Raw genomic sequence first — 22137 nt, forward strand, 5'->3', positions numbered from 1 at the left:
TCGAAGAGGCCATCATGCAGAACCCGCGCGGGCGCTGGTTCCTCAATGAATATGCGCGGCGCAACCGGGCGGCGGATACGAACCGCCTGCTCGAAGCCATCGACCGGCTCTACAACGCCGCAGTCGAAACGCGCGCCCATGCCGATCTCGGCTTCATCTGGAACGACCTCGACGACATGCGCCGCTCGATCGATGCGGCACGGCGCGATATTGCGGCGGTAAAGCCGCGCGAAAATACGCGCCTTGAAAACCCGGCACAGGACGCGGCTGCCGTTGCCGCAGCAGCCGAGCGCGCAACGCTCGACATTCTGGCCGCCGTGGAACGCCTGCAGGCGATTGCCGAAACATTGCGCGCGGGCAAAGCCGACAATGACCTTTGCGACGAGATCGAAACCCATGCGCGCGGCATTTTCATGGCCTCCGCCTATCAGGACATGACCGGCCAGCGCATCGCGCGGCTTGTGAACGCGCTCGCCTATATCGAAACGCGCCTCACCGCCCTTCTCGCCCATGACGAGGTTGCGGCGGCGCGCGCCTGAGGTAATTCCATGGAACGTGGGATCGGGTATCGCTCCCATCGTCATGCCGGACTTGATCCGGCATCCAACTTCCTTCGTACGAGCGGCAAAGATGGACCCCGGATCAAGTCCGGGGTGACGACTTTTTTTACTTCTCGCTCATGGCAAGACTGCCTCTAAAGCCCGGAAATCACGCGGGCGAAAAGCCGCGGATCGACATTGCCGCCGCTGAGAACGACGGCGACGGTTTTTCCGCGCGCGTCGATCTTTCCCGACAGCACGGCGGCCAGTGCAACCGCGCCGCCCGGCTCGACCACGAGCTTCATCTCCGTGAAGGCGTAACGCATCGCCGCTGCGACTTCATCGTCGCTCACCGCAAATCCGCCTGCGAGACGCGCGCGATTGATCTCGAACGTCAGCGCACCGGGCATAGGCGCAAGCAATGCGTCACAGAAAGAATTGCCGCCCGCTTCGTTGGCGACACGCTTGCCTGCAATGAGCGAAAGCCTGTGATCGTCAAAGCCTGTCGGCTCGACCGAATAGATTTTCGTTGCCGGAGACGCATCGCCGAGAGCAAGGCACATGCCTGCGATCAGGCCGCCGCCGCCGGCGGGCGCGAGCAGCGCGTCAAGCGTCAGCCCCAGCCGGGCGGCATCTTCCGCAATTTCAAGTGCTACCGTTCCCTGCCCTGAAACGATCTGCGGATCATCGTAAGGCGGCACGATGATCGCGCCATGCGCAGCCGCAAGCGCGCGGCCTATCGCTTCGCGGTCATCGCGCAACCTGTCGTAAGGCACGATCTCGGCACCCAAAGCCGCCGTGCGTTCCGTCTTGATGCGCGGCGCGTCGGCGGGCATGACGATGCGCGCCTTGATGCCGAGAAGCGCCGCCGCGGCTGCAACCCCTTGCGCATGATTGCCCGACGACCAGGCGACGACGCCCGCCTCGCGCTCATGCGGCGTTAGCTGCACCAGACGATTGTAAGCGCCGCGAAATTTGAAAGTGCCGGTGCGCTGCAAGACTTCGGGCTTGATCAGAATGCGCCCGCCGACACGTTCGTTGAGCGCGGCACATTCGAGAAGCGGTGTGCGCACGGTAACGCCCTGAAGCCGCGCCGCCGCAAGGCGCACATCGACGCCTTGCGGCAAGCCGCTCAAGAAAGCGCCGCTTCGTAGTTGATACAGCCGACGCTCCACACAGGCGCGCCATCGACAATGCGGCAGACGAGCCGCGTCAGCGAAAGCGGCGCAATGTCGATCCGCATTGCCGTCGCCGCATCGAGCCCCAGCGCATGGGCGATGCTTGCACGAATGGTACTCTGATGGCCCACGGCGACGATGGAATGGCCCGCATAATGCGCCGTCAGCCGCTCGACGGCGCTTGCAACGCGCGCCGCGACATCGGCGAAACTCTCGCCTTCGGGCGGACGGATGGCGGACGGGTTGTTCCACTCGAGGCTGCGATTGGCAGCATAAACATCATTATGCCCGCGCCCCTGCCACAAGCCGTAATCCTGCTCGGAGAAGTCCGAAATGGCGATGGGGTCGACACCGTCGCGCAGCGCTAGCGCAGTGTAGCGCGTGCGCGCAAGCGGGCTCGACATCCACACGGCAACAGGCGGCAGGCGTCGGCCAAGCCCCGCTGCAACAGCCGGATGCACCGGCTCGGCGGCAACATCGAGCTGGCCGAAATAACGCGCCTCCTGGCCCTGCACGGGCGCATGGCGGATCCACGTCCAGTCTGTGCGGCTCGGCGCGCTCATAGCGGCGGCATGGTTGGAAGTACGGGCTTGCGCATAACGGGCTCGTCCTGCTCCTTCGGCGCGAAACCTTCAGGGTCGTCGAGATCATACCAGGGATCGCAGATCATCTTGCCGCTCTTGTCGAATAACGGGAAGTTGGAAATTCCCACGGCGCGATCGGTGCGCGCGATGACGCACATCCGCTTGGGTAGGCCTTGCGATTCCCACGTCGAGAAAAGCCGTGCGCGCACCACCATGAATGTGAGTTTCGGTCCGTTCCAGATCTTTGCGAATGGCGCCGTCGGCATCGCATATTTGCTGACATCTTCCTGCGTCATGCCGAAGTCGAATTCCGCCGTATTGTCGACGACCACCACCTTGTCGTTGAGATAGACGGGAAGATCGTAAAAGAAAGTGCCGTAGCTCGCGACGACCTCATCGTGATGGCGATAGGTCTTGATGATTTCGGCGACGGACTTGATCGAATTGGGATCGGCCTTGGATGCAACGAGGCTGACACCGGTCCAGCCGAGAACACCGGTCAGGGCAATCGCGACGATGCTCGCCCTGTCACCGAAACGACGCGGCAGCCAGACCGCCGCAATGGCGCCCAGCGCAAAGATGATCGCCATGGGAATGACGATGGGCGCGACGGGGCCGAGATAGGCGCCGATATCATCGTTCTGCCGCAATGACGGCATGCTGTAGATGACCGGCACGGCGACGGCGAGCGCGCCGAAGAACAGCGCAAACACCCAGCGCCCAAGCGGCAGATCAGCCTGCGCCGCGCTGAGACGCGGCCCGAGCACGCGGCCAAGCAGCACAGCAAGCGGCGGGAAGATCGGCAGGATGTAAGGCGGCAGCTTCGAATCCGACACGGTAAAGAAAACGAAGATCGTGACCGCCCAGATGATGAGGAAAAGTTCGACGGGTCGCTCCTTGCGGCGCGACCATTTCGGCAAGGCATCCTTGAACGCATGCCAGAGATAGCCCGTCCATGGCATGAAGCCGATGAGCAGCACCGGAATGAAATACCACATGGGCCCGTCGCGCCGATGCACCGTCGTCGTGAAACGCATCAGGTGCTCATGCACGAAGTAGAACCACAGGAAGTCATGGTTCTGCATCGCGGCCAGCGCATGCCATGGCACGGCAATGAGGAGAAAGATCGCGATGCCGGAAGGGCAAAGCGCCCGACGCACGAAGGACCAGCGCCCGATGGCGGCAATCCAGATGAGCCCGATAAGCCCCGGCAGCAGGACACCGATAAGGCCCTTGGTCAGCACGGCAAGGGCGGCGGCGGCGTGCCCCCCGCGCGCCCACCATATGGATTTTCGCTCGTCTTTTTCCTCGGCCGACAGGAGGAAGGAAAAGAGCGCCGCGCTCATCAGCACGGCCTCGGCCACGTCGAGAATGATGAACCGCGCCAGCGCGTAATAAAGCAGCGTCGTCGCCAGCACACCGCCCGCGACCAGCCCCGCCCCGCGACCATAGAAACGCCGCGCAACGCCATAGGCCATCAACGCACCGAAGAGACCGAGCAATGCCGGCCAGAGGCGCATCGACCACTCCGAAATGCCGAGCGTTTTGATGGCGGAGGCTTCGAGCCAATAAAAGAGCGGCGGCTTTTCGAAATACAGAATGCCGTTCAGGCGCGGCAATACATAGTCGCCGGTCTCCACCATCTCGCGCGGAATCTCGATATAGCGGCCTTCATCCGGCGACGAGATATTACGTCCGCCAATATCGAACAGGAACAGCGCGGCGAGCATGGCGGCAAGAAGCAGCGTGAGGGCGCCGCGCCGGTTCAAGAAGGCTTCGCATTTGCTGCGCAGATCGTTCACGTGGAATCTCCAAGCCTGTCGCCTTGCGAAAGCGCAGCCAGCACGGCGGCACTCGCCTCATGGTCGCTCTCATTCTCAAAACCAAAATGCAGAAGCTCTACCGCACCCTCGCCTGCCGCGACGATGAGGGGCGAAATCGACAAAATTTCACCGGATCTGCCCGCGCCTTCCACGATACGCGCACGCCAGACCATGATCTTGCGCGCATGTGCAAAGGTGAATGCACCGGGAAACGGCACCGTCACGGCACGCACAAGATCGACGATGCGCCGGGCGCTTTGCGACCAGTCGATGCGGCCATCGTCCGGTTTGCGAATGCCGAAATAATTGGCCTGCGTTTCGTCCTGCACATGGCGCGGCGCTGTGCCTGCCTTCAGCGCATCGATCTGACGGGCGACGATCTTGACGGCGGCGGCGGGAATGCGCATCGCCACTTCGCCCGCTGTCTCGTCCGGCCCGATGGCCACCGCCTCGCTGTCGATGATGTCGCCCGCATCGGCCTGCTTCACCATGACATGCAGCGTGACGCCTGTTTCGCGCTCGCCATTGATGATCGCCCAGTTGAGCGGCGCACGACCGCGATAGCGCGGCAATAGCGAGCCATGCATGTTGAAAGCGCCGAGCCGCGCAAGCTTCAGGATGCGCTCGGGGATCATGCGGCGATAATAGAAGGACAGGATGAGGTCGGGCTGAAGCGCCGCCACGATGCGCTCAACCGCGTCACCCTCTTTCGGCTCGACAGTATGAACGGGGACGCCATGTTCCTGCGCCAGCGCCGCGCAGGACTGGAACCACTGGCGCTCGCCTGCATCGTCTTCATGGGTGAAAAGCGCGACAATTTTTTCGCCGCGATCCAGAAGCAGCTTCAGGCAGGCATGGCCCACCTCGCTATATGCGAAGACGACGATCCCGCCAGCCATGATGCGTCAGTTCTTTTCGTGAATGGTGCGAATGCGGAAACGCGCACGCGCACGCACCTGCTGATAGATGCGCCCCACATATTCACCGACAATGCCAAGCCCGGTGATGATGACGCCAAGCAGGAAGAAGAGAATGGCAAACAGCGTGAAAATGCCTTCCGCCTCCGGCCCGACAAAGATGCGGCGCAGGAACATATAGACGACGAGAAGCAGGCTCGCCCCCGACACTGCCATGCCGACCATGGTGAAGAGTTGCAGCGGCACAAGGCTGAAACCCGTCATCAGATCGAAGTTGAGACGGATGAGCTTGTAGAGATTGTAGTTCGAGGTGCCTGCAAAGCGCGCGGCATGCTCGACTTCAACTTCCGCCGGGTTCTCGGCATGAAACTGCGCCAGAGCCGGAATGAAAGTCGACGTCTCGCCGCTTTCGACAATCATACGGACGATGCTGCGGCGATAGGCGCGCAGCATGCAGCCCTGATCGCGCATCTTGATGCCGGTGATGCGCTCGCGCACCAGATTGACGATGCGTGAGGGCAGCGTGCGGAAAACGCTGTCCTGACGATCGCGGCGATAGCTGCCGACAACGTCGTGGCCCGCGTCGATCTCCGCGATGAGTTTCGGTATTTCCTCTGGCGGGTTCTGCAGGTCCGCATCGAGAGTGACGATGATCTCGCCCCGCGCCGTCTCCAGGCCCGCCATGACCGCCATATGCTGGCCGTAATTGCGGTCGAACTCGACGACGCGGATGATGTCCGGGCGCTTCTCGACGAAACCTTTCAGGATCGCCAGCGAATTGTCCTTGCTGCCGTCATCGGTGAAGACGATCTCGACACGCCGCCCGATCTTGTCGGCAACGGCGGTGAGACGGTCGAACAGCAGCGGCAGGTTCTGCGCTTCATTATAGACGGGAATGACGATGCTGATCTCGGGCGCGGCGACAAGCTTTGTCTGCGCAGGTGAGGTCACAGGTGATTCACTCATGTTGAAATCCGCCAATCAGGGTTCACGTGCGCGAGATCATGAAGACGCCGACCATGATGACGGCGATGCCGCCGATGCGAACCGGCGTCAGCGCCTCGCCGAAAGCGTAATAGGCGGCGACCGCCGTCACGATGTAGCCGACCGAGAGCATGGGATAGGCAAAGCCGACATCGACGCGCGACAGGGCCAGCAACCACACCGCAACGCTGACAACATAGCAGGCAAGGCCGAAGACGACGTAAGGATTGGTGCCGATGCGCCAGCTCATGTCCCAGAGCACAGCAGGCGTGAAATCGAAATGGCCGATCTGGCGCATGCCCTGCTTCAGCGCAAGCTGCGCAATCGCATTGAGAAGAACGCCGGTGAAGATCAGCGGAAGCGAACGCGCCATCATGCCGCCACCCCGCTCATGCGCGCGCCTTCGACGGCCAATGTGCCGGAACGGCCATCGACTTCGCCCTGCTCAAGCGCGGCGAATGGCACGGCCTCCGGCAACGCATTGAGGTTTGCGGCTTCTTGCGCGGAAGACACGAAAGTGACACCCCGCTCTTTTGCACGGTCGAGAAAACGCCCGAACCAGTCGATCATGCTCATCCCCTCGATCTCGGCGTGTATCGTGAACACGTCGAAGCGCCCCGGCGCGAGACGGCCAAGAAGCTCGTCCGCCAGCCCCTCGGTCGGATATTCAGGCCGCCCCATCAATTCATCAAGTGTGGGCAGCGTCGTCGGAATCTGCAACGTGCGAAATCGACGGCCCCCGGCGACGGGGAAAAACGGCGCATGCCCGCGTGTGTCGCTGGCATAATCGAGCCCGGCAGTGTCATAAGCAGCAAGGCTTGCAGCGTTTGCCTGCCAGCCGGCCGCGCCCGCCGTTTTCGCAGGCTTGCCGAATATGTCCTCGTAAGCCTGCGCGGCCTTGCCGAATTCCTCGGCGACACGGGCGTCCGACAGCGAAAAGAGCTTGTCCTGCCAGAACACATGATCCCAGCAATGAATGCCGGTTTCAAAGCCCGCCGCCGCGACGGCGCGCATGACATCGCGATTTTTCTTCGCGATATCCGGGCCGGGCAAAATGACACCGTTCATCAGCGTGCGGAGGCCATAGGTCGAGACGACGCTTGTACGGCTGACCTTGCTGAAAAAGCCGGGCCTGAAAATGCGACGGATTGCGCGGCCCGTATTGTCGGGGCCAAGCGAAAACAGAAACGTCGCAGGCACGCCCTTGCGTTGCAGGAGAGCGGAGAGAGCGGGAACGCCCTCGCGCGTGCCGCGATCCGTATCGACGTCGATCTTGATGGCCAGACGCGGTTGCGTCATCGCGTTCCGCTCACAGAAGTTCGCTCTCGACCGTCCCCTTTGTCGAACCGGGGCCGAACTGGTCGATATAGAACTCGACCGTCTTGCGGATCGCGGTGCGTACATCGGTGGACGGGTTCCAGCCAAGCGACTGGATCGCCTTGATCGAGGGGACGCGGACAAGCATGTCCTGATAGCCCTTTCCGTAATAGGCGCCGCTGTCGATCTTCACGAGCTTGACGTGCTTGCGCACATCTTCATGGCCCGGAAATTCCGACACGACATCGAGCATCATCTCGGCAAGCTCGGCGACCGAAAGCTCGGCATCGGGGAAACCGATATTGAAAATGCGCTGGTCGGCAACGCCGTCCTTGTTCTCGATGATCTTCATCAGCGCTTCAATGGCATCATCGATATAGATGAAGCAACGCTTCTGCGCGCCGCCATCGACGAGCTGAATATCCTTGCCGCGCAGAATGTTTCCGAGGAACTGCGTCAGCACGCGCGACGAGCCTTCATTCGCCGCCATGATGTTGTCGAGACGCGGCCCGATGAAATTGAATGGACGGAACAGCGTGTATCGCAACTGGTTCTTCAGGCCGTAGGCATGGATCACACGGTCGAGAAGCTGCTTGGAGCAGGAATAGATCCAGCGCTGCTTGGCGATGGGCCCGAGCACGAGATTGCTCGTCTCTTCGTCGAACTCCTCGTCCGACGACATGCCGTAAACCTCGGAGGTCGACGGAAACACGACGCGCTTGTTGTAGCGCACGCAATGGCGAACGATGGCAAGGTTCGCCTCGAAATCCAGTTCGAACACACGCAGCGGATCGGAGACATAGATCGCGGGCGTCGCAATGGCGACGAGCGGCAGCACCACGTCGCATTTGCGGACATGATACTCGATCCACTCTTTATTGATGGTGATGTCGCCTTCGACGAAGTGGAAACGCGGGTCAACGATGCAGGTTTCCAGCTTGTCGTCCTGGAGGTCCATCCCGTAGACCTCCCAATCCGTCGTCTTGAGGATGGCTTCGCTCAAATGGCTGCCGATGAAGCCATTCACGCCCAGGATCAAAATCTTGAGGCTCATTCGTCCCTCTTGGTACCGCAGGGCTTACGCACGCAGCGCAAAAAGCCCGGATTTGGGCCGTTTTCCGGGCGTCCCGGCCCCGCTCAATTCGCGCGTAGTGAACTTTGTTTTGCTCCGTGCCGCAAGGAAATTTGGGCCCTCGAAGCGCGGCGCTAAGCCGCCATTTCCGTTACAAATCGGCAAGCTTCAGAGCCAGCCCCGCCGCTTGAAGTACCAATAGGGCAAGATCGCCGAGAGCACCATCAGGCCGAGCGCGAGCACGTAACCATATTTCAGCGACAGTTCGGGCATGAACTGGAAGTTCATGCCGTAGATGCTCGCAATGAGGGTCGGCGGCAGGAAGACGACGGCGGCGACGGAGAAAATCTTGATGATGCCGTTCTGCTCGCTGTTGATCATGCCCAGCGTCGCATCGAGAACGAAGTTGATGTTGTTGGCAAGAAAGCTCGCATGGTCGCTCAAGGCCATGACGTCGCGCGCGATGGTCTTGAAGCCGCGCCCGAAATTCTTGGTGAGCTTCGTGTCCCCCGGCCTGCCGATGAAGCTGAGCAGTCGCGCAATACTGACAAGGCTTTCGCGGGCCTGTGCAGTGAGCGCGTGATTGCGGCCGACGCGGCGAAGCACTTCGTCGAAGTCGATCTTTTCCTCGACCGGCTGGCGCACGAAGATTTCGCCTGAAAGCGTATCGAGCTGCCCCTGCACGCGCTCCAGAATGTCGGCGACGCGATCGACAATGGCGTCGAGCAACCCGGCGAGAACTTCCTCGCCCGTGCTTGAGGGAAAAGTGTGCCGCCGCGCCTTGGCGGCAAAAACCCGAAACGGCAATGGCTCGGCATAGCGCAGCGTCAGCAGACGGTGGCCGACAAGCACGAAGGTGACGGGCGTGCGCCCCGGCGTTGCCGTATCGGCGCCAGTGATGAGCGTCGCCGTCATATAAAGAGCGTTGCGCTCCTGATAGAGGCGGCTAGACACCTCGATTTCCTGCATCTCTTCTTCGGACGGCATGTCGAGGCCGAGCGCCTCATCGACGAAACGCTCCTCTTCCCGCGTCGGCTCCAGAAGGTCGATCCAGACGACTTCCTCGGGAATCACGCCATGCGTTTCCACCTGGACGGGGAGAAGCATGCCGTTCGACCTGACATAGGCAGTGATCATGGCATCTCCTTCGTTTTACCCGGCCGCATTTTGCCGGGATCATGCCCAGATTGTGTGGCCGGGACAATCATCGATCACCACGGAAAGCGTGAAAGAATGGCGATATTCTGACCTTGACTTGACTTTCGGCCTTCAGAAGCGCATCAAACGCTCGACTGTACTCGAGAGCGCGCATCGAGCGCCGTCCCATTTTGCGGACGCCGCCTATTCTCCGAACCAGTCCGATCCCCTCGATCCAAGCGCGTTGGACGCGGAAAACCCCGCGTGGACCACCGGCCAGAATTCTGGCCGGCGTGAAGTGCTTGTTGGAAAGACTGTTCAATATGACGACCCCTACTTTTGCCGAACTCGGCATTGTCGAACCCCTTTGCCGCGCCCTGAGTGCCGAAGGCTACGAGACCCCCACACCCATTCAGGCCCGCACGATCCCGGCGCTGCTGCAGGGCCATGACGTGCTCGGCCTCGCCCAGACGGGCACGGGCAAGACGGCTGCCTTCGCGCTGCCGATCCTGCAGAAGCTTCTCGCCGGTGAAGGCCGCCGCAATCCGCGCACCGTCAAGGCGCTGATCCTTGCGCCGACGCGCGAACTCGCGATCCAGATCGAGGAAAGCCTCGTCGCTTACGGTCGCCATACGCATCTGCGTCACACGGTGATCTTCGGCGGTGTGAACCAGTTCCGCCAGGTGAAGGCGCTCGCCCCCGGCGTCGACGTGCTGGTTGCAACGCCCGGCCGCCTGCTCGACCTCATCAACCAGAGGCATGTGACGCTGGCCGAAACCACGACACTCGTGCTCGACGAAGCCGACCGCATGCTGGACATGGGCTTCTCACGCGACGTGAAGAAGATCATCGCGACGATGCCCAAGAAGGGCCGCCACTCGCTCCTCTTCTCGGCAACCATGCCCGCCTCCATCGAAGCGCTGGCCGCCGAAATCCTGAACAATCCGACGCGCGTCGAAGTGACGCCGGAAGTCGTGACGGTCGACAAGATCGAACAGCACGTGCTTTTCGTCGACCAGAAGCGCAAGCGCGAATTGCTTGCCAAGCTTCTGGAAAATGCCGACCTCTCGCGCGTCATCATTTTCACACGCACCAAGCATTGCGCCAACCGCGTCAGCGAGCAGCTTGAAAAAAGCGGCGTGCCGTCTGAAGCGATCCACGGCAACAAGTCGCAGGGCGCACGCCAGCGCGCGCTCGAAGCCTTCCGCTCGGGCGAGGCCCGCGTGCTCGTCGCCACCGACATCGCCGCCCGTGGCATCGACGTGGACGGCATCACGCATGTCATCAACTACGAATTGCCGAACGAGCCCGAAAGCTATGTCCACCGCATCGGCCGCACCGCGCGTGCAGGCGCCAGCGGCATCGCTCTGTCCTTCTGCGATGGTTCGGAGCGCTCACATCTGAAGGCGATCGAACGCCTGACGCGCCGCACACTGGCCGTTTACGACACGCGCCCGCTGATCGGCGACACGCCGTCGGCTGCCTTCGCAAACGAGCCTGCTCGCGAAGATCGCCGCCCGAACAACAATCGTCCGAAGCAGGGCCAGCGCAACGGCAAGCCGCAAGGCCAGCGCAATAATGGTCCCCGTACCGGCCATGGCGATGCCCGCAGCGAAAGCGGACGCCCGGAAGCCATCAGCCGCAATCGCCCCGGCAGCCGCGCTCGCGCGCGCACCAACACGGGCGCAGCGCGCTAAGCCTTCAATCCGTCCACTTCGGATTGATCGATAGAACATTCATGCCCGGAATGCGGATAGCATTTCGGGCATGATGCTTTCAGATACAAAACCCGCTCCTGCACCTGTCGCAACGCAAAGCGAGAACCTGACGCCGGATCACTGGTTCGGCGTGCCGGTCTGGTCGCGCGTGATCGCCGCGCACCCTAGCCTCAACCCGCTTCTTCTCGACGCCACCGCGCGGCTTGAAGCCACGACGCCTTCAATCCATCGCTCCAATGTCGGCGGCTGGCACAGCCCGCCCGATCTCCATCGTCACGAGGACTTCGCGGCGATGAGGCGCATCGTCGAGCGTATGGCGGTCGGCTGCGCCAACAGCCTTGGCTTCGATTTCGCCAGAGCCGATCTGATCTTTCAGGGCATGTGGGCAAACAGGAACGGTCCGGGCGACTACAACAAGCCGCATGTGCATCCCAATGCCGTTCTCTCCGGCATCTATTACGTGAAGGTGCCGCCTGCGAGCGGCAATATCGAGTTTCACGATCCGATCCGTGAACGAACCATGACCTCCTATCCGGTGAGGCCGGGGGCAGAAGCGGCGCGCAAGCGGCTGGAATATAAATGCCGCGACGGATTGCTGCTGATCTTCCCGTCATGGCTGTCGCATTCGGTACAGCCGAATGCGAGCGACGCGGCCCGCGTCTCCATCGCCTTCAATATTGAAAGCATTCCGAAGCGAAGGCCGCCCGCCTAAAGCCCGACGCCGGTGAGCCTTGCCGTTTCACCCCATAGACGTTTGGCGGATGCATCGTCCTGCGCCTCGCGCGTCGGCGTTGCGGGGCGGCATTTGTAGAAATAGCCGCCGCTGACGCCCTCAACCTCTGGCGAGGAGGCGAGATAGACAATCGTCTCCGCGCCTTTTTCCGGCGAGATGGCAAAGAGTTTCGCAACGCTGAAAAGCGGCTGCAACATGCCGCCACTCTGATCGCCGAAGCGCGTGGCGACAAAGCCCGGATGCAGGCAATTCGCGGTGATGCCGCTACCCGCCCATCGCCGCGCCAGCTCGCGCGTCCAGAGAATGTTGCAAAGCTTGGAGCGGCCGTAGACCTTGAAGCCGCTATAGGCCTGCGCAGATTGCAGATCGTCGAAATCGAGCTTCGCGCCGCGATGCGCGTCGGACGCCGTGCTAACGACACGCGCCGCGCCCGACGCCGCCAGCGATCCGCGCAAGGCATCGGTCAGAACGAAATAGGCGACATGATTGGTCGCGAAAGTGAACTCGAGGCCATCCTCGGTGAGCTTGCGCGAATTGAACATCGCGCCCGCATTGTTGACGAGAACGTCGATGCGAGGCTCTGCCGCCGCAATCTCCGCGCCCAGCCGCTTCATCTCGGAAATGCGTGAGAGATCGCCCAGATGAAATTTATGCCCGGCACCCGGCGCAATGCCGTTGAGCTTTGCCAGCGTCGCCGCCGCCCGGCGCTCATCGCGCGCGACTAGAACGATGCGCGCGCCCGCCGCAGCCAGCCTGCAGGCCGCGACCTCGCCGATACCCGATGTCGCGCCGGTAATGACAACCGTCTTGCCTTGCATGACGCCCTCCCCCTGACTATTGGCCCAGTCTAGCAAGACGCGCCGCACCCACCTCGCAGATTCGTACAAAACAGGACGAACAGAGAGGAAAAACGAGGCATGATTGGGTCGAAACGGCGTCTCGCGCGTTGACCATGCGGCATATCAGGGAGCACGCCGTATTTTGACCCTCGACCAGAGCTTTTCCTTCGGCATCATCATCGCAATGATGGGCCTCTTCATATGGGGCCGCCTGCGCTACGACATTGTGGCGGCGCTGGCGCTGCTTGCCGCCGTGCTTGCAGGCATCGTGCCCTATAACAAGGCCTTTTCCGGCTTCAGCGACGACATCGTCATCATTGTGGGAAGCGCGCTTGTGGTCAGCGCCGCCGTGGCGCGATCCGGCATCATCGAAGTTGCCTTGACGCGCTACGGCGCGGGTATCACATCGATGCGAACGCAGATGTTCGTGCTGGTTGCTGCCGTCGCAATCCTGTCGGCTTTCGTGAAGAACATCGGCGCGCTTGCGATCATGATCCCGATCGCATTGCAGATGGCGCGGCGCTCCAACGTCTCGCCATCGCGCTTCCTGATGCCCATGGCATTCGGCGCATTGCTTGGCGGGCTGATGACGCAGATCGGCACCTCACCCAACATCATCGTCTCTCGCCTGCGCGGCGAAATGGTGGGCGAGCCTTTCAGCATGTTCGACTTCACGCCGGTCGGCCTGATCCTTACCGCCGTCGGCGTCGTCTTTCTGACCTTCTTCAATCGCCTGCTGCCGGAGCGCAAGGGACTTTCGGGCACGATGGAGGAAGCGCTCGACATCGCCAACTACACGACCGAAGCGGAGGTGACGGAAGACTCGACCGTGCTTGGCAAGACGGTGGGCGATGTTCATCGCCTCTCGGAAGGCAGCGCGATGGTGACGGCCATTGTCCGCGCCTCCGACCGCCGCTCAAGTCCGCTCCCCGACGCCGTGCTTGAAAAAGGCGACGTGCTGCTGATCGAAGGCGACCCGCAAGCGCTCGACCGCGCCGTGTCCGGCGGCAAGCTGAAACTGCATGGCGACAAGAGCGACAAGAAGAACCAGAAGACGGAACCGGGCGACGAGTTCGGCTCCATCGAAGCTGTGATCGGTGAAACCTCGCAACTGATCGGACTGACGGCGCAAACTCTCGATCTGTCGCAGCGCTTCGGCATCAACCTGCTCGCCGTCAGCCGCACCGGCCAGCGCATCACCGAACGGCTCGGCGAAATCACCCTGCACTTCGGCGACGTGGTCGTGCTGCAAGGCGACATGAAGCAACTGCCGGACAAGCTGCGGCAACTGGGCTGCCTGCCGCTTGCCGAACGCAAGATCCGCCTCGGCAATGTGCGCAAGGCCCTAGCGCCTGTGCTGATCCTCGCCATTGCAATGGGCCTCACCGCATTTGGAATATTGCCGGTCGCCATTGCCTTTTTTGCAGCCGCCGTCGCCATGGTGTTCTTCAAGACGCTGCCACTGCGCGAGGCATATGAATCCGTCGAATGGCCGATCCTTGTGATGCTCGCGGCGCTCATCCCCGTCAGTGAATCGCTGAGTTCGACTGGCGGCACGGTGCTGATCGCCGACTGGCTGTCAGGCGTCGCAAGGCAATTGCCGCCCTATGGCGCGCTCATGCTCATTCTGGTGGCGGCCATGGCCGTGACGCCATTCCTCAACAATGCGGCGACCGTGCTCGTCATGGCGCCCATCGCGGCGACATTCGCAACCAGCCTCGGCTTCAAGCCCGACGCATTTCTGATGGCGGTGGCGATCGGTGCCGGCTGCGATTTCCTGACGCCCATCGGGCACCAATGCAACACACTGGTCATGGGCCCCGGCGGCTACAGGTTCGGCGACTATGCGCGACTAGGCCTGCCGCTCTCGATCCTCGTCATCGCTGTCGGCGTGCCTGCGATCATGTGGGTCTGGCCGCTGCACTAGGTTCAGGCGTCGTCGCCAGCGACCTTGTAATCGATCTTCACGACCTCGATGCTCTCCGGCCCTGTCGGCGTTTTCACCTCGACCGTATCGCCCTCTTCAGCCTTTATGAGCGCCCGCGCAATGGGCGAGATCCAGCTCACTTCATTGCGATCGATATCGGCCTCGTCGACGCCGACGATCCTGATCGTCTTCTCGTCGCCTGCACTGTTTGCATAGGTGACGGTCGCGCCGAAGAAAACCTTGTCGTGATTTTTCTGCTGCGCCGGATCGACGACCTCGGCAATTTCGAGACGCTTCATCAGAAAGCGGATGCGCCGGTCGATCTCCCGCAGGCGCTTCTTGCCATAGATGTAGTCGCCATTCTCCGAGCGGTCGCCATTGCCCGCCGCCCATGAAACCGTCTCGACCACCTTGGGCCGCTCGACGCGGCGAAGCTGCTGCAACTCGTCGCGCAGCCGCGCATAGCCCTTCGGCGTCATGTAGTTCTTCGTGCCGACCGGCAATGGCGCAGGAGCTTCAAGCTCCTCGTCGTCTTCGTCGGTCTCTTTTGTGAAGGCCTTGCTCATACTCGTCTCATTTACGCGGCGCGTCGCCCGCCTGCTCTGCAGCCAGTGAACAGCATAGCCGCTTTGTGATTAGATTGGACCAGTCGCCCTTTTTGAAAGGCATCCCTGTGAGAAAATGTCTCTATGCGCTCGCAAGCCTGGCGCTTCTCTCAGGCGTGGCCCATGCCGCCGAAGCGACACCGCCCCCGGAAAACCTGTGTGAGGTTGCCTGCACATACAAGGCGGGATCAGGCCCCAGGCTCATCGTCAGTTGCGTGGAACGCACCGACGCCAAACAATGCGCCGCCATTGCCGACCATAAAAACCTGAACGACGCCTATCCGGCACGCATGAGCTGCGCCGCAAAACTCGTCCAGACCTGCAAGGAAGAAAGACGCTTCTGAGCGGAGAGAGAGCCAGTCACCAATCGGAGTACTCACCTTCGATTATCGACTCTGTGCGCCGACACAGTCAGCATGATGACGGTGAAGAACAAACGGCATCTGCCCTAAACGATTTTGTTTTATCGCGCGCAACCGTCGAGCAACCTGTCTTTCCGTGCAGGAGCATTGTGCCAGAAAACACGTCACCATAGACGCCCCATGAACACCGGGAACGATCTCGATGATTGCATCCAGGTTCAAGCTCGAGACGTTTCTCGCCCCGCTGCTCGCAGGGGTTCTCTCCATTCCTCTGGTCGGACCTGCGCAAGCCTGGGACTCCACCACGGATTCGCTTCGGGTCTGCAACACGAACAAAAGTCATGACGTTGTTGTCGCCGTTGTGACAAAAGCCGTGCCTTGGGGCATTGCCGCGCTCATAGCTTCCGGATGGCGTCGGCAAGGCTGGTGGGAAGTTCCGGCCGGCAGGTGTCAGCACACCGTGCAACTTCAGGACGTACAGAGCTACGAAATCTGGGTATATGTCCAGGTCATTGGCGGCTCTGAGATACAATGGCCGACATCAAAGGAAGTCTTTTGCATACACGAAACCGACGCATTCGAGACATATGCATACTCAAAGGAGGAACTGCAAAAATGCGGTGCTGGAGAGAGTCTTGAAACATTTTCGTATATGACGAGCATCGACAACCTCGATGATAATTTTTCGATCTTCAGGGTCGAGAACGTCACCGTCAATCTGGATTTTATATACGAGAAATCCGCAAATGACCCGGCGCAGCCGCCAACTGCTCAAGCAAGCACAAGCACCGCACCGCAGCACCCGGATATCGGAAAGCTGGTACAAACACAAATAGCTCCGGCGCGCGCCGTTGTTCTGACCCTGAGGCTCTGGAAGCTGGGCTCTGCGGCTGATGATGCCGCGCTCATCGATCAATATGCCTCCAGGCTTGACCAGCCATCCGATTATGAAATCCTCACATGCACCTATAACGAAGACATTGTGGACGGCGAGTTCCGCCGGACGGAGCGCACATTTTGGCATAATAATGTGCACCCGGACTATTTGGAGCTAATACGCCAGCTCACCACCAGAGAAGATCTGGCGCGCATCTTTGGCGTGCGAGCCGTCAGCGCTTGTCCTGCATCGCTAGACGAGGCAACTGAGGCTCTGACACAAAATGCAAAGGAGGCAGCCAATTTGCGGTGATCCTATTAGAGCGTCTCTGGATCGCCGCCGATGCGCCTTGCTTTTGAATTGTTCACCACAAGGACGTTGCCGCAGGCCCTGACTGTTTGGTGTAACCCGTTTTATCAATGGATGCCGGCATAAAACTGAACCAGCCTTTTACCTAGTACTGGCCGCCGAGTGGCGGGCACTCGTAATGATGGCAACCGCCACTCACGGCTTGAGGCAATCATGGCGTCGTTCTTCTTCCGCGCGGCAAGACATGTGGCAATGGCCGCGGTCGCGGTGGCGATGATCAGTTTTACACCCCACGCCATGGCGCAATCCAATGGCGCGGCCCCGATGAGCTATTACCTCATCATGTTGAATGCGCTTCGCACCAACCCGAATCTGCTCAGCGATGCGATCTGGAACAAGCTTAGCGAGGAGCAGATCCTCGCCGCGCAGTCGCATTATTTTTCCCGCGCACCGTCTCGCGGCATGGAGCCGATCTTCACCGCCGCACAAGTCAAGGACCGCAACCCCGGCATGGCGAGCGCGGAGCTTGCGCCTGTCTTGAAAGCCGATATCGCCACCCGTATCAAAGTCGCGCCGGACACACTGGTCGCGAAGTTCACTCTCCTTGAGCTGAGCTATGACGACAAGACCGGGAAACTGGTGTCGAAGTGCTGCTATAGCCGCCCGCGTGAGCGACCCGGCCTGTTCGATCTGTTGATGCCTGCAATCGAGCTCGCTTACGGTGTGCCGTCAAATACGCCCGCCGCCTATCAGCCATCATCCGGACTGCCCCAAAAAGCGCGAAGCATGGCCGTCTATAAAATCAAAGAAAATCTCGCTGCCGATGATTCCGGACCGGTGTTAGCGCTTGCGAGTCTCATCAGCAGTGGCGCACGGTTCGGGTTCCGACCGGAAGAAATAAACCTCGCGCTCGACCGCTGGGTAGAAATTGACGGCGTTCCCCTCGCCCGCCGCGCGGCGGAATTACTATTGAACGAGGTTGCGCGCCGCAAAGGCAGCGTCGAAACACGCGTCGCCTTTACCGTCACCGGGGCAGAAAATGGCCCACACCGCGCCGCGCTGTACGGAAAGCTCGTATCCGTCTCGATCCTCGGCCCCGATGGTGCGACGATTGCGAGCTTCCCCGCCGAGGCATTTCCCGCAGTCCGGGTCGGCGCTCCCGCAATGGCGCCGACAAAGGAAAAGACGGCAGCCACTGCGCCCAAAACCACGCCACTCCCGGCAACGCCAGAGCTTGATGTCATCGGCCTGCGCCTCGGCATGCCGGTCGCTGCAGCAGATAAGGCGATAGGCGCACATATGACCGTTGGCTGGATCTATAGCCGCGAGCGCACGGGAACGGCGGCGGCGACCCCTTACCAACCGATGAAAGCCTATATCGCGGCGGACCTTTCCGAAGTCGTGCTGGCCTATTTCGAACCATCGACAACCGGAGGAACGATCGTCGCCGTGCGCCGTCGCTCGATGATCGGCCAGAACGTTCCCGCAGAAACCCTCGACGCCGCGCTGCGACAAAAATACGGAGACGCAGCCGTCGCCAGGAATGACAATTGGGTCTGGGGCAAACCCGGCGGATGCAGCGCTTCTGGCACGGGAATCATTTCCCCCGACGACTTGAAACTCATTGAGGGAAAAGCGCGCAGCGACAGAGCTTTTCTGGACGTCGTCGCAAGTGCGCTCGATCTCGCGACCTATGAAACCGTCACACCCAAGCGCTACGCCTCCTGCGGGCCCGTTCTTCACGTTCTAAGAGACAAGAAAGGCGTAACAACGACGCTTGTTGACCAAAGACTGGCGATGGACCGCCTGCCCGCGAAAAACAGCGGGGCAGAGACGGAAATCAAATTCTAGGAAATGAGCGGCTATCTGGCTTTTAGAACAGGGCATCTGACCCGCCACACAACAACCGAAAAGCCTTATGCAACTAGGGCCGTTTTGGTGGGCGCACCAGGATTCGAACCTGGGACCCGCTGATTAAGAGTCAGCTGCTCTACCAACTGAGCTATGCGCCCGCCGAGGCCATTGCCTGAGAACAGGCAGGGCCGGTGGGAAGCCACCAATCCCGTAAGGGAGGGCTGCTAATAGCAAAGGTTTGGGGGCCTGTCCAGCGAGCATACGACAGGTTGAAAACATAGTTTCCCTGCCCTCGCGTTTCGTTGCCGAATTGACGCCCTGCCCGTCAGAAAGCGCCCGCGCTGCGGCCGATTTCGACGTTGCGGTGGATATAGCAGCTCATCAGCAGGCCGAAGGCGAACATCAGCGACAACATGGCCGTGCCGCCATAGGAAACGAGCGGCAAAGGCACGCCGACGACCGGCAGCAGGCCCATCACCATCGCCGTGTTGATGAAGACATAGAAGAAGAAGCTGACGGTGATTCCCAATGCGAGCAGCCGGCCGAACTGGTTGCGGCATTGCAGCGCCACATTGGTCGCGAGAATCAAAGTGACGGCATAAAAGGACAGCAGCACGATGCCGCCGACAAAGCCGAGTTCCTCGCCGAGCATGGTGAAGATGAAGTCGGTCTGCTTCTCGGGCAGGAAATTGAGATGCGCCTGCGTGCCCGCCATGAAGCCCTTGCCGAAAAGGCCGCCAGAGCCGAGCGCGATTTTCGACTGGAGAATGTGGTAGCCCGCGCCGAGCGGATCGCGCTCGGGGTCGAGAAACGTGAACACGCGGTCGCGCTGATAATCATGCAACCGATCCCAGACGACGGGGATGGTGCCGACAACGGCAAGCCCGGTGATGATGAAATAGCGCCACGCAAGGCCCGCCGCAAAAAAGATAGTCCCGCCCGAAATGGTGAGCAGGATCGCAGTACCAAGGTCAGGCTGCTTCACAACAAGGCCGACGGGCACGATGACGAGCAGCACCGGCACGATCAGATTGCGCAGGCGCGACACTTCATCGAGCGCGAGGCCGTGAAAATAACGCGCAAGCGCCAGCAGCAGCGCCACCTTCATCACTTCGGATGGCTGAAGCTGAATGATCCCGAGGTCGAGCCAGCGCTGCGCGCCCATGCCCTTGAAGCCAACAATATCGACAGCCGTGACCAGCACCAGCGCGACGCCGTAAAGCGGATAGGCAATGCGCATCCACAAGCGCAGATCGATGAGCGCGACGACGATCATGATGACGACGCCCGCGCCGAAGCGGATCATCTGCTTCAACGCCCAGGGTGAGAAACTGCCGTCAGCCACCGAATAGAGCATCGCAAAGCCGATGCCGGAAATGACGGTGAGCAGCAGCAGAAAGCCCCAATTGAATTCGAGGAGCTTCTCGCCGATTTTCATATCGCGCCCGGTAAAACGGCGAAGGTCGAACATCAGCCGCCCTCCACGTCAGGATCGCGTTTCGGCGTCTGCTGCGCTTGCTGGCGCACGGCATTGCGCGTCAGCACCTTCAGCATGATGTCGCGCGCGGCAGGCGCCGCAGCGCCCGAGCCCGAGCCGCCATGCTCGATGACAAGCGACATCGCATATTGCGGCTTGGCGACCGGCGCAAAGCAGATGAAGAGCGCGTGGTCGCGCAAATGCCAGGCGAGCGCATCGTTCTTTCTGACGCCGCCTTCGCGCTCCGCCATCGAAATGCGGCGCACCTGCGCAGAGCCGGTCTTGCCCGCAAGCTCCATGCCGACTTCGGTGATGCGCGAGCGAAAGGCGGTGCCGCCCGGCTCGTTCGAAACGCCGTTCATGCCGCTCTGAACGATCTTCAGCCAATCGGGATTGACGTCGATCTTGGGCGGAGGCGGCACGGGAAGAAGCTCGCCGCCGATGGCGCGCGTAAGACGCGGCTTCACGGCATAGCCGCCATTGGCGAGACGCGCCGTCATGACGGCAAGCTGCAAGGGCGTCGTCAGCAAAAATCCCTGGCCGATGCCGGAGATCAGCGTTTCGCCCTGCTGCCAGCCTTCGCCGGTAACGGCACGCTTCCAGGCGCGGCTGGGAACGACGCCCGCCTTCTCGCCGGAAATATCGAAATCGTAGGTCTGGCCGAGACCGAAATCCTTGGCGACTTTTTCAATCGCATCGATACCGATGCGCCGCGCCACATCGTAAAAATATATGTCGCAGGAATGCTTGATCCCGTCATGCATGTTCATGGAACCATGCCCCTCCCTCTTCCAGCAATGGAAGAGGTGGTTGCCGAAGGGATATTTGCCTGTGCAGGTGACGGTGCGATTTGGGTCGATGCCTGCTTCAAGCGCCGCGATGGCCGTCACAGTCTTGAAGGTCGATCCCGGCGGATAGAGGCCCGCCAGCGCCTTGTTGGTGAGCGGCAGATAGGGGTTTTCGAGCAGCGCCTTATAGGCAGCGCTGCCGTAACCGACGTTGAACTGGTTGGGATCGAATGCGGGCGTCGACACGAAGCTGATGACTTCGCCCGAATGAATATCCATGACGACGGCGCTGGCGCTCTCGTCCTTCAGCCGCTCGCAGGCAAATTGCTGCACTTCCATGTCGAGCGTCAGCACGACCTCGGCACCGGGCTTGCCGGAGTCCTTTGAAAGCTCGCGAATGACACGGCCATAGGCATTGACCTCGACATGGCTCGCGCCTGCGACACCGCGCAATGGCTTGTCGAGTTTCTGCTCGATGCCGCTCTTGCCGATGCGGAAGCCCGGAAGGCGCAGCAACGGCTGCTCGGGGTCCTTGTCGATATCCTTCTGATAGACGGGCGTCACATAGCCCACGACATGCGCAAGCTCCGCCGAATAGGGATAGTGCCGCGTCTCGCCGACATCGGGCTGCACGCCCGGCAGATCGGGCTCGTTGATATTGACCTGCGCGAACTGGTCCCAAGTCAGATTTTCAGCAACGACGACCGGCATGAAGCGCGGCGCACGTGCAATGTCGCGCATGATCTTGCGGCGCGCTTCCGGCGTGATCTCGACGATGCGGGCGAGCTTGTGAAGCGTGTCTTCGATATTGGGCGTCTGCTCGGCAATCAGAACGGCGCGATAGTTCTGGCGGTTGGAAGCGAGCACCGTGCCGAAGCGATCGACGATGCGCCCTCTGAGCGGCGCGAGGAGCCGCACGTTGATGCGGTTTTCTTCCGCGAGCATCCGGTACTCGTCGGTCTTCATGATCTGAAGATAATACATGCGCCCGCCAAGCACGGTGAAGGCGGCGGCCTGCAAGCCGCCCAGCAGCATCGTGCGGCGCGTGAACGTCTTGTAGCGGGAATTGTCGCGGTTGTTGAATGCCATGGCTTGCG

General features: G+C 61.0%; 19 protein-coding genes, 1 tRNA gene and 1 pseudogene. 7 read left to right on the forward strand and 14 right to left on the reverse strand.

What is annotated here, in order from left to right:
- Positions 1–539 (forward strand): annotated as a pseudogene (locus WA943_RS12305) (hypothetical protein); the annotation flags it as partial.
- 155 nt (positions 540–694) lie between these two features.
- On the opposite strand, the gene WA943_RS12310 reads toward WA943_RS12305, so the two are convergent.
- The 9 genes from WA943_RS12310 to WA943_RS12350 form a co-directional block, all read right to left on the reverse strand.
- Positions 695–1675, reverse strand: a complete 981-nt coding sequence (locus WA943_RS12310) for a threonine ammonia-lyase (protein WP_424470176.1) — start codon at positions 1673–1675, stop codon at positions 695–697.
- Positions 1672–2280, reverse strand: coding sequence for a histidine phosphatase family protein (locus WA943_RS12315; RefSeq protein ID WP_424470177.1), 609 nt, complete (start codon positions 2278–2280; stop codon positions 1672–1674). Before WA943_RS12315 ends, WA943_RS12310 begins: the two co-directional genes overlap by 4 nt.
- The gene (locus tag WA943_RS12320; protein WP_424470178.1) at positions 2277–4103 is read right to left on the reverse strand and encodes a phospholipid carrier-dependent glycosyltransferase; all 1827 of its coding nucleotides are present in this window, start codon (positions 4101–4103) and stop codon (positions 2277–2279) included. The genes WA943_RS12315 and WA943_RS12320 overlap by 4 nt, the downstream gene beginning before the upstream one ends.
- On the reverse strand, positions 4100–5023 hold the full coding sequence (locus WA943_RS12325; RefSeq protein WP_424470179.1) for a formyltransferase: 924 nt from the start codon (positions 5021–5023) through the stop codon (positions 4100–4102). The genes WA943_RS12320 and WA943_RS12325 overlap by 4 nt, the downstream gene beginning before the upstream one ends.
- Before the next feature lie 6 nt (positions 5024–5029).
- Complete coding sequence (locus tag WA943_RS12330) at positions 5030–6007, reverse strand: glycosyltransferase (RefSeq protein WP_424470180.1); 978 nt, start codon at positions 6005–6007, stop codon at positions 5030–5032.
- A 22-nt stretch (positions 6008–6029) separates the two neighbouring features.
- On the reverse strand, positions 6030–6401 hold the full coding sequence (locus tag WA943_RS12335; protein WP_424470181.1) for an EamA family transporter: 372 nt from the start codon (positions 6399–6401) through the stop codon (positions 6030–6032).
- Positions 6398–7324 (reverse strand): polysaccharide deacetylase family protein, encoded by a 927-nt coding sequence (locus WA943_RS12340; RefSeq protein WP_424470182.1) that lies wholly within the window; start codon positions 7322–7324, stop codon positions 6398–6400. The genes WA943_RS12335 and WA943_RS12340 overlap by 4 nt, the downstream gene beginning before the upstream one ends.
- Before the next feature lie 10 nt (positions 7325–7334).
- A complete protein-coding gene (locus tag WA943_RS12345; RefSeq protein ID WP_424470183.1) occupies positions 7335–8396 on the reverse strand; it encodes a bifunctional UDP-4-keto-pentose/UDP-xylose synthase in 1062 nt (353 codons plus the stop codon).
- 186 nt (positions 8397–8582) lie between these two features.
- Positions 8583–9551 carry a magnesium transporter CorA family protein gene (locus WA943_RS12350; protein ID WP_424470184.1) on the reverse strand — a complete coding sequence of 323 codons (969 nt, stop codon included), beginning with the start codon at positions 9549–9551 and terminating at the stop codon, positions 8583–8585.
- A gap of 323 nt (positions 9552–9874) precedes the next feature.
- On the opposite strand from WA943_RS12350, the gene WA943_RS12355 reads away from it, so the two are divergent.
- Both WA943_RS12355 and WA943_RS12360 read left to right on the forward strand, forming a co-directional pair.
- Complete coding sequence (locus WA943_RS12355) at positions 9875–11248, forward strand: DEAD/DEAH box helicase (protein WP_424470185.1); 1374 nt, start codon at positions 9875–9877, stop codon at positions 11246–11248.
- Positions 11249–11318: 70 nt separating this feature from the next.
- Positions 11319–11981, forward strand: coding sequence for a 2OG-Fe(II) oxygenase family protein (locus WA943_RS12360; RefSeq protein WP_424470186.1), 663 nt, complete (start codon positions 11319–11321; stop codon positions 11979–11981).
- Here WA943_RS12360 and WA943_RS12365 read toward each other — a convergent pair.
- Positions 11978–12820 (reverse strand): SDR family oxidoreductase, encoded by an 843-nt coding sequence (locus tag WA943_RS12365; RefSeq protein ID WP_424470187.1) that lies wholly within the window; start codon positions 12818–12820, stop codon positions 11978–11980. The two genes, WA943_RS12360 and WA943_RS12365, sit on opposite strands and share 4 nt — an antisense overlap.
- Before the next feature lie 163 nt (positions 12821–12983).
- Between WA943_RS12365 and WA943_RS12370 the strand changes: the two genes are divergently transcribed.
- Positions 12984–14768, forward strand: coding sequence for an SLC13 family permease (locus WA943_RS12370; protein WP_424470188.1), 1785 nt, complete (start codon positions 12984–12986; stop codon positions 14766–14768).
- Between the two features lie 2 nt (positions 14769–14770).
- On the opposite strand, the gene greB is transcribed toward WA943_RS12370, so the two are convergent.
- Complete coding sequence (gene greB, locus WA943_RS12375) at positions 14771–15334, reverse strand: transcription elongation factor GreB (protein WP_424470189.1); 564 nt, start codon at positions 15332–15334, stop codon at positions 14771–14773.
- Between the two features lie 107 nt (positions 15335–15441).
- Between greB and WA943_RS12380 the strand changes: the two genes are divergently transcribed.
- The 3 genes from WA943_RS12380 to WA943_RS12390 all read left to right on the forward strand — a co-directional run bounded on the left by WA943_RS12380 (position 15442) and on the right by WA943_RS12390 (position 18772).
- Positions 15442–15717: a hypothetical protein gene (locus WA943_RS12380; RefSeq protein ID WP_424470190.1), complete on the forward strand. Its 276-nt coding sequence runs from the start codon at positions 15442–15444 to the stop codon at positions 15715–15717.
- 220 nt (positions 15718–15937) lie between these two features.
- A complete protein-coding gene (locus WA943_RS12385; RefSeq protein WP_424470191.1) occupies positions 15938–16924 on the forward strand; it encodes a DUF1036 domain-containing protein in 987 nt (328 codons plus the stop codon).
- Between the two features lie 210 nt (positions 16925–17134).
- Positions 17135–18772, forward strand: a complete 1638-nt coding sequence (locus WA943_RS12390; RefSeq protein WP_424470192.1) for a hypothetical protein — start codon at positions 17135–17137, stop codon at positions 18770–18772.
- Between the two features lie 85 nt (positions 18773–18857).
- Here the strand turns inward: WA943_RS12390 and WA943_RS12395 are convergent.
- The 3 genes from WA943_RS12395 to mrdA form a co-directional block, all read right to left on the reverse strand.
- Positions 18858–18933 (reverse strand) — tRNA-Lys (locus WA943_RS12395).
- Positions 18934–19100: 167 nt separating this feature from the next.
- On the reverse strand, positions 19101–20246 hold the full coding sequence (gene rodA, locus WA943_RS12400; protein WP_424470193.1) for a rod shape-determining protein RodA: 1146 nt from the start codon (positions 20244–20246) through the stop codon (positions 19101–19103).
- Complete coding sequence (gene mrdA, locus WA943_RS12405) at positions 20246–22129, reverse strand: penicillin-binding protein 2 (protein ID WP_424470194.1); 1884 nt, start codon at positions 22127–22129, stop codon at positions 20246–20248. The genes rodA and mrdA overlap by 1 nt, the downstream gene beginning before the upstream one ends.
- Positions 22130–22137 lie beyond the last annotated feature (8 nt).

It is taken from the genome of Parvibaculum sp. (assembly GCF_049651025.1).
In the GTDB taxonomy this organism is placed as follows: Bacteria; Pseudomonadota; Alphaproteobacteria; order Parvibaculales; family Parvibaculaceae; genus Parvibaculum.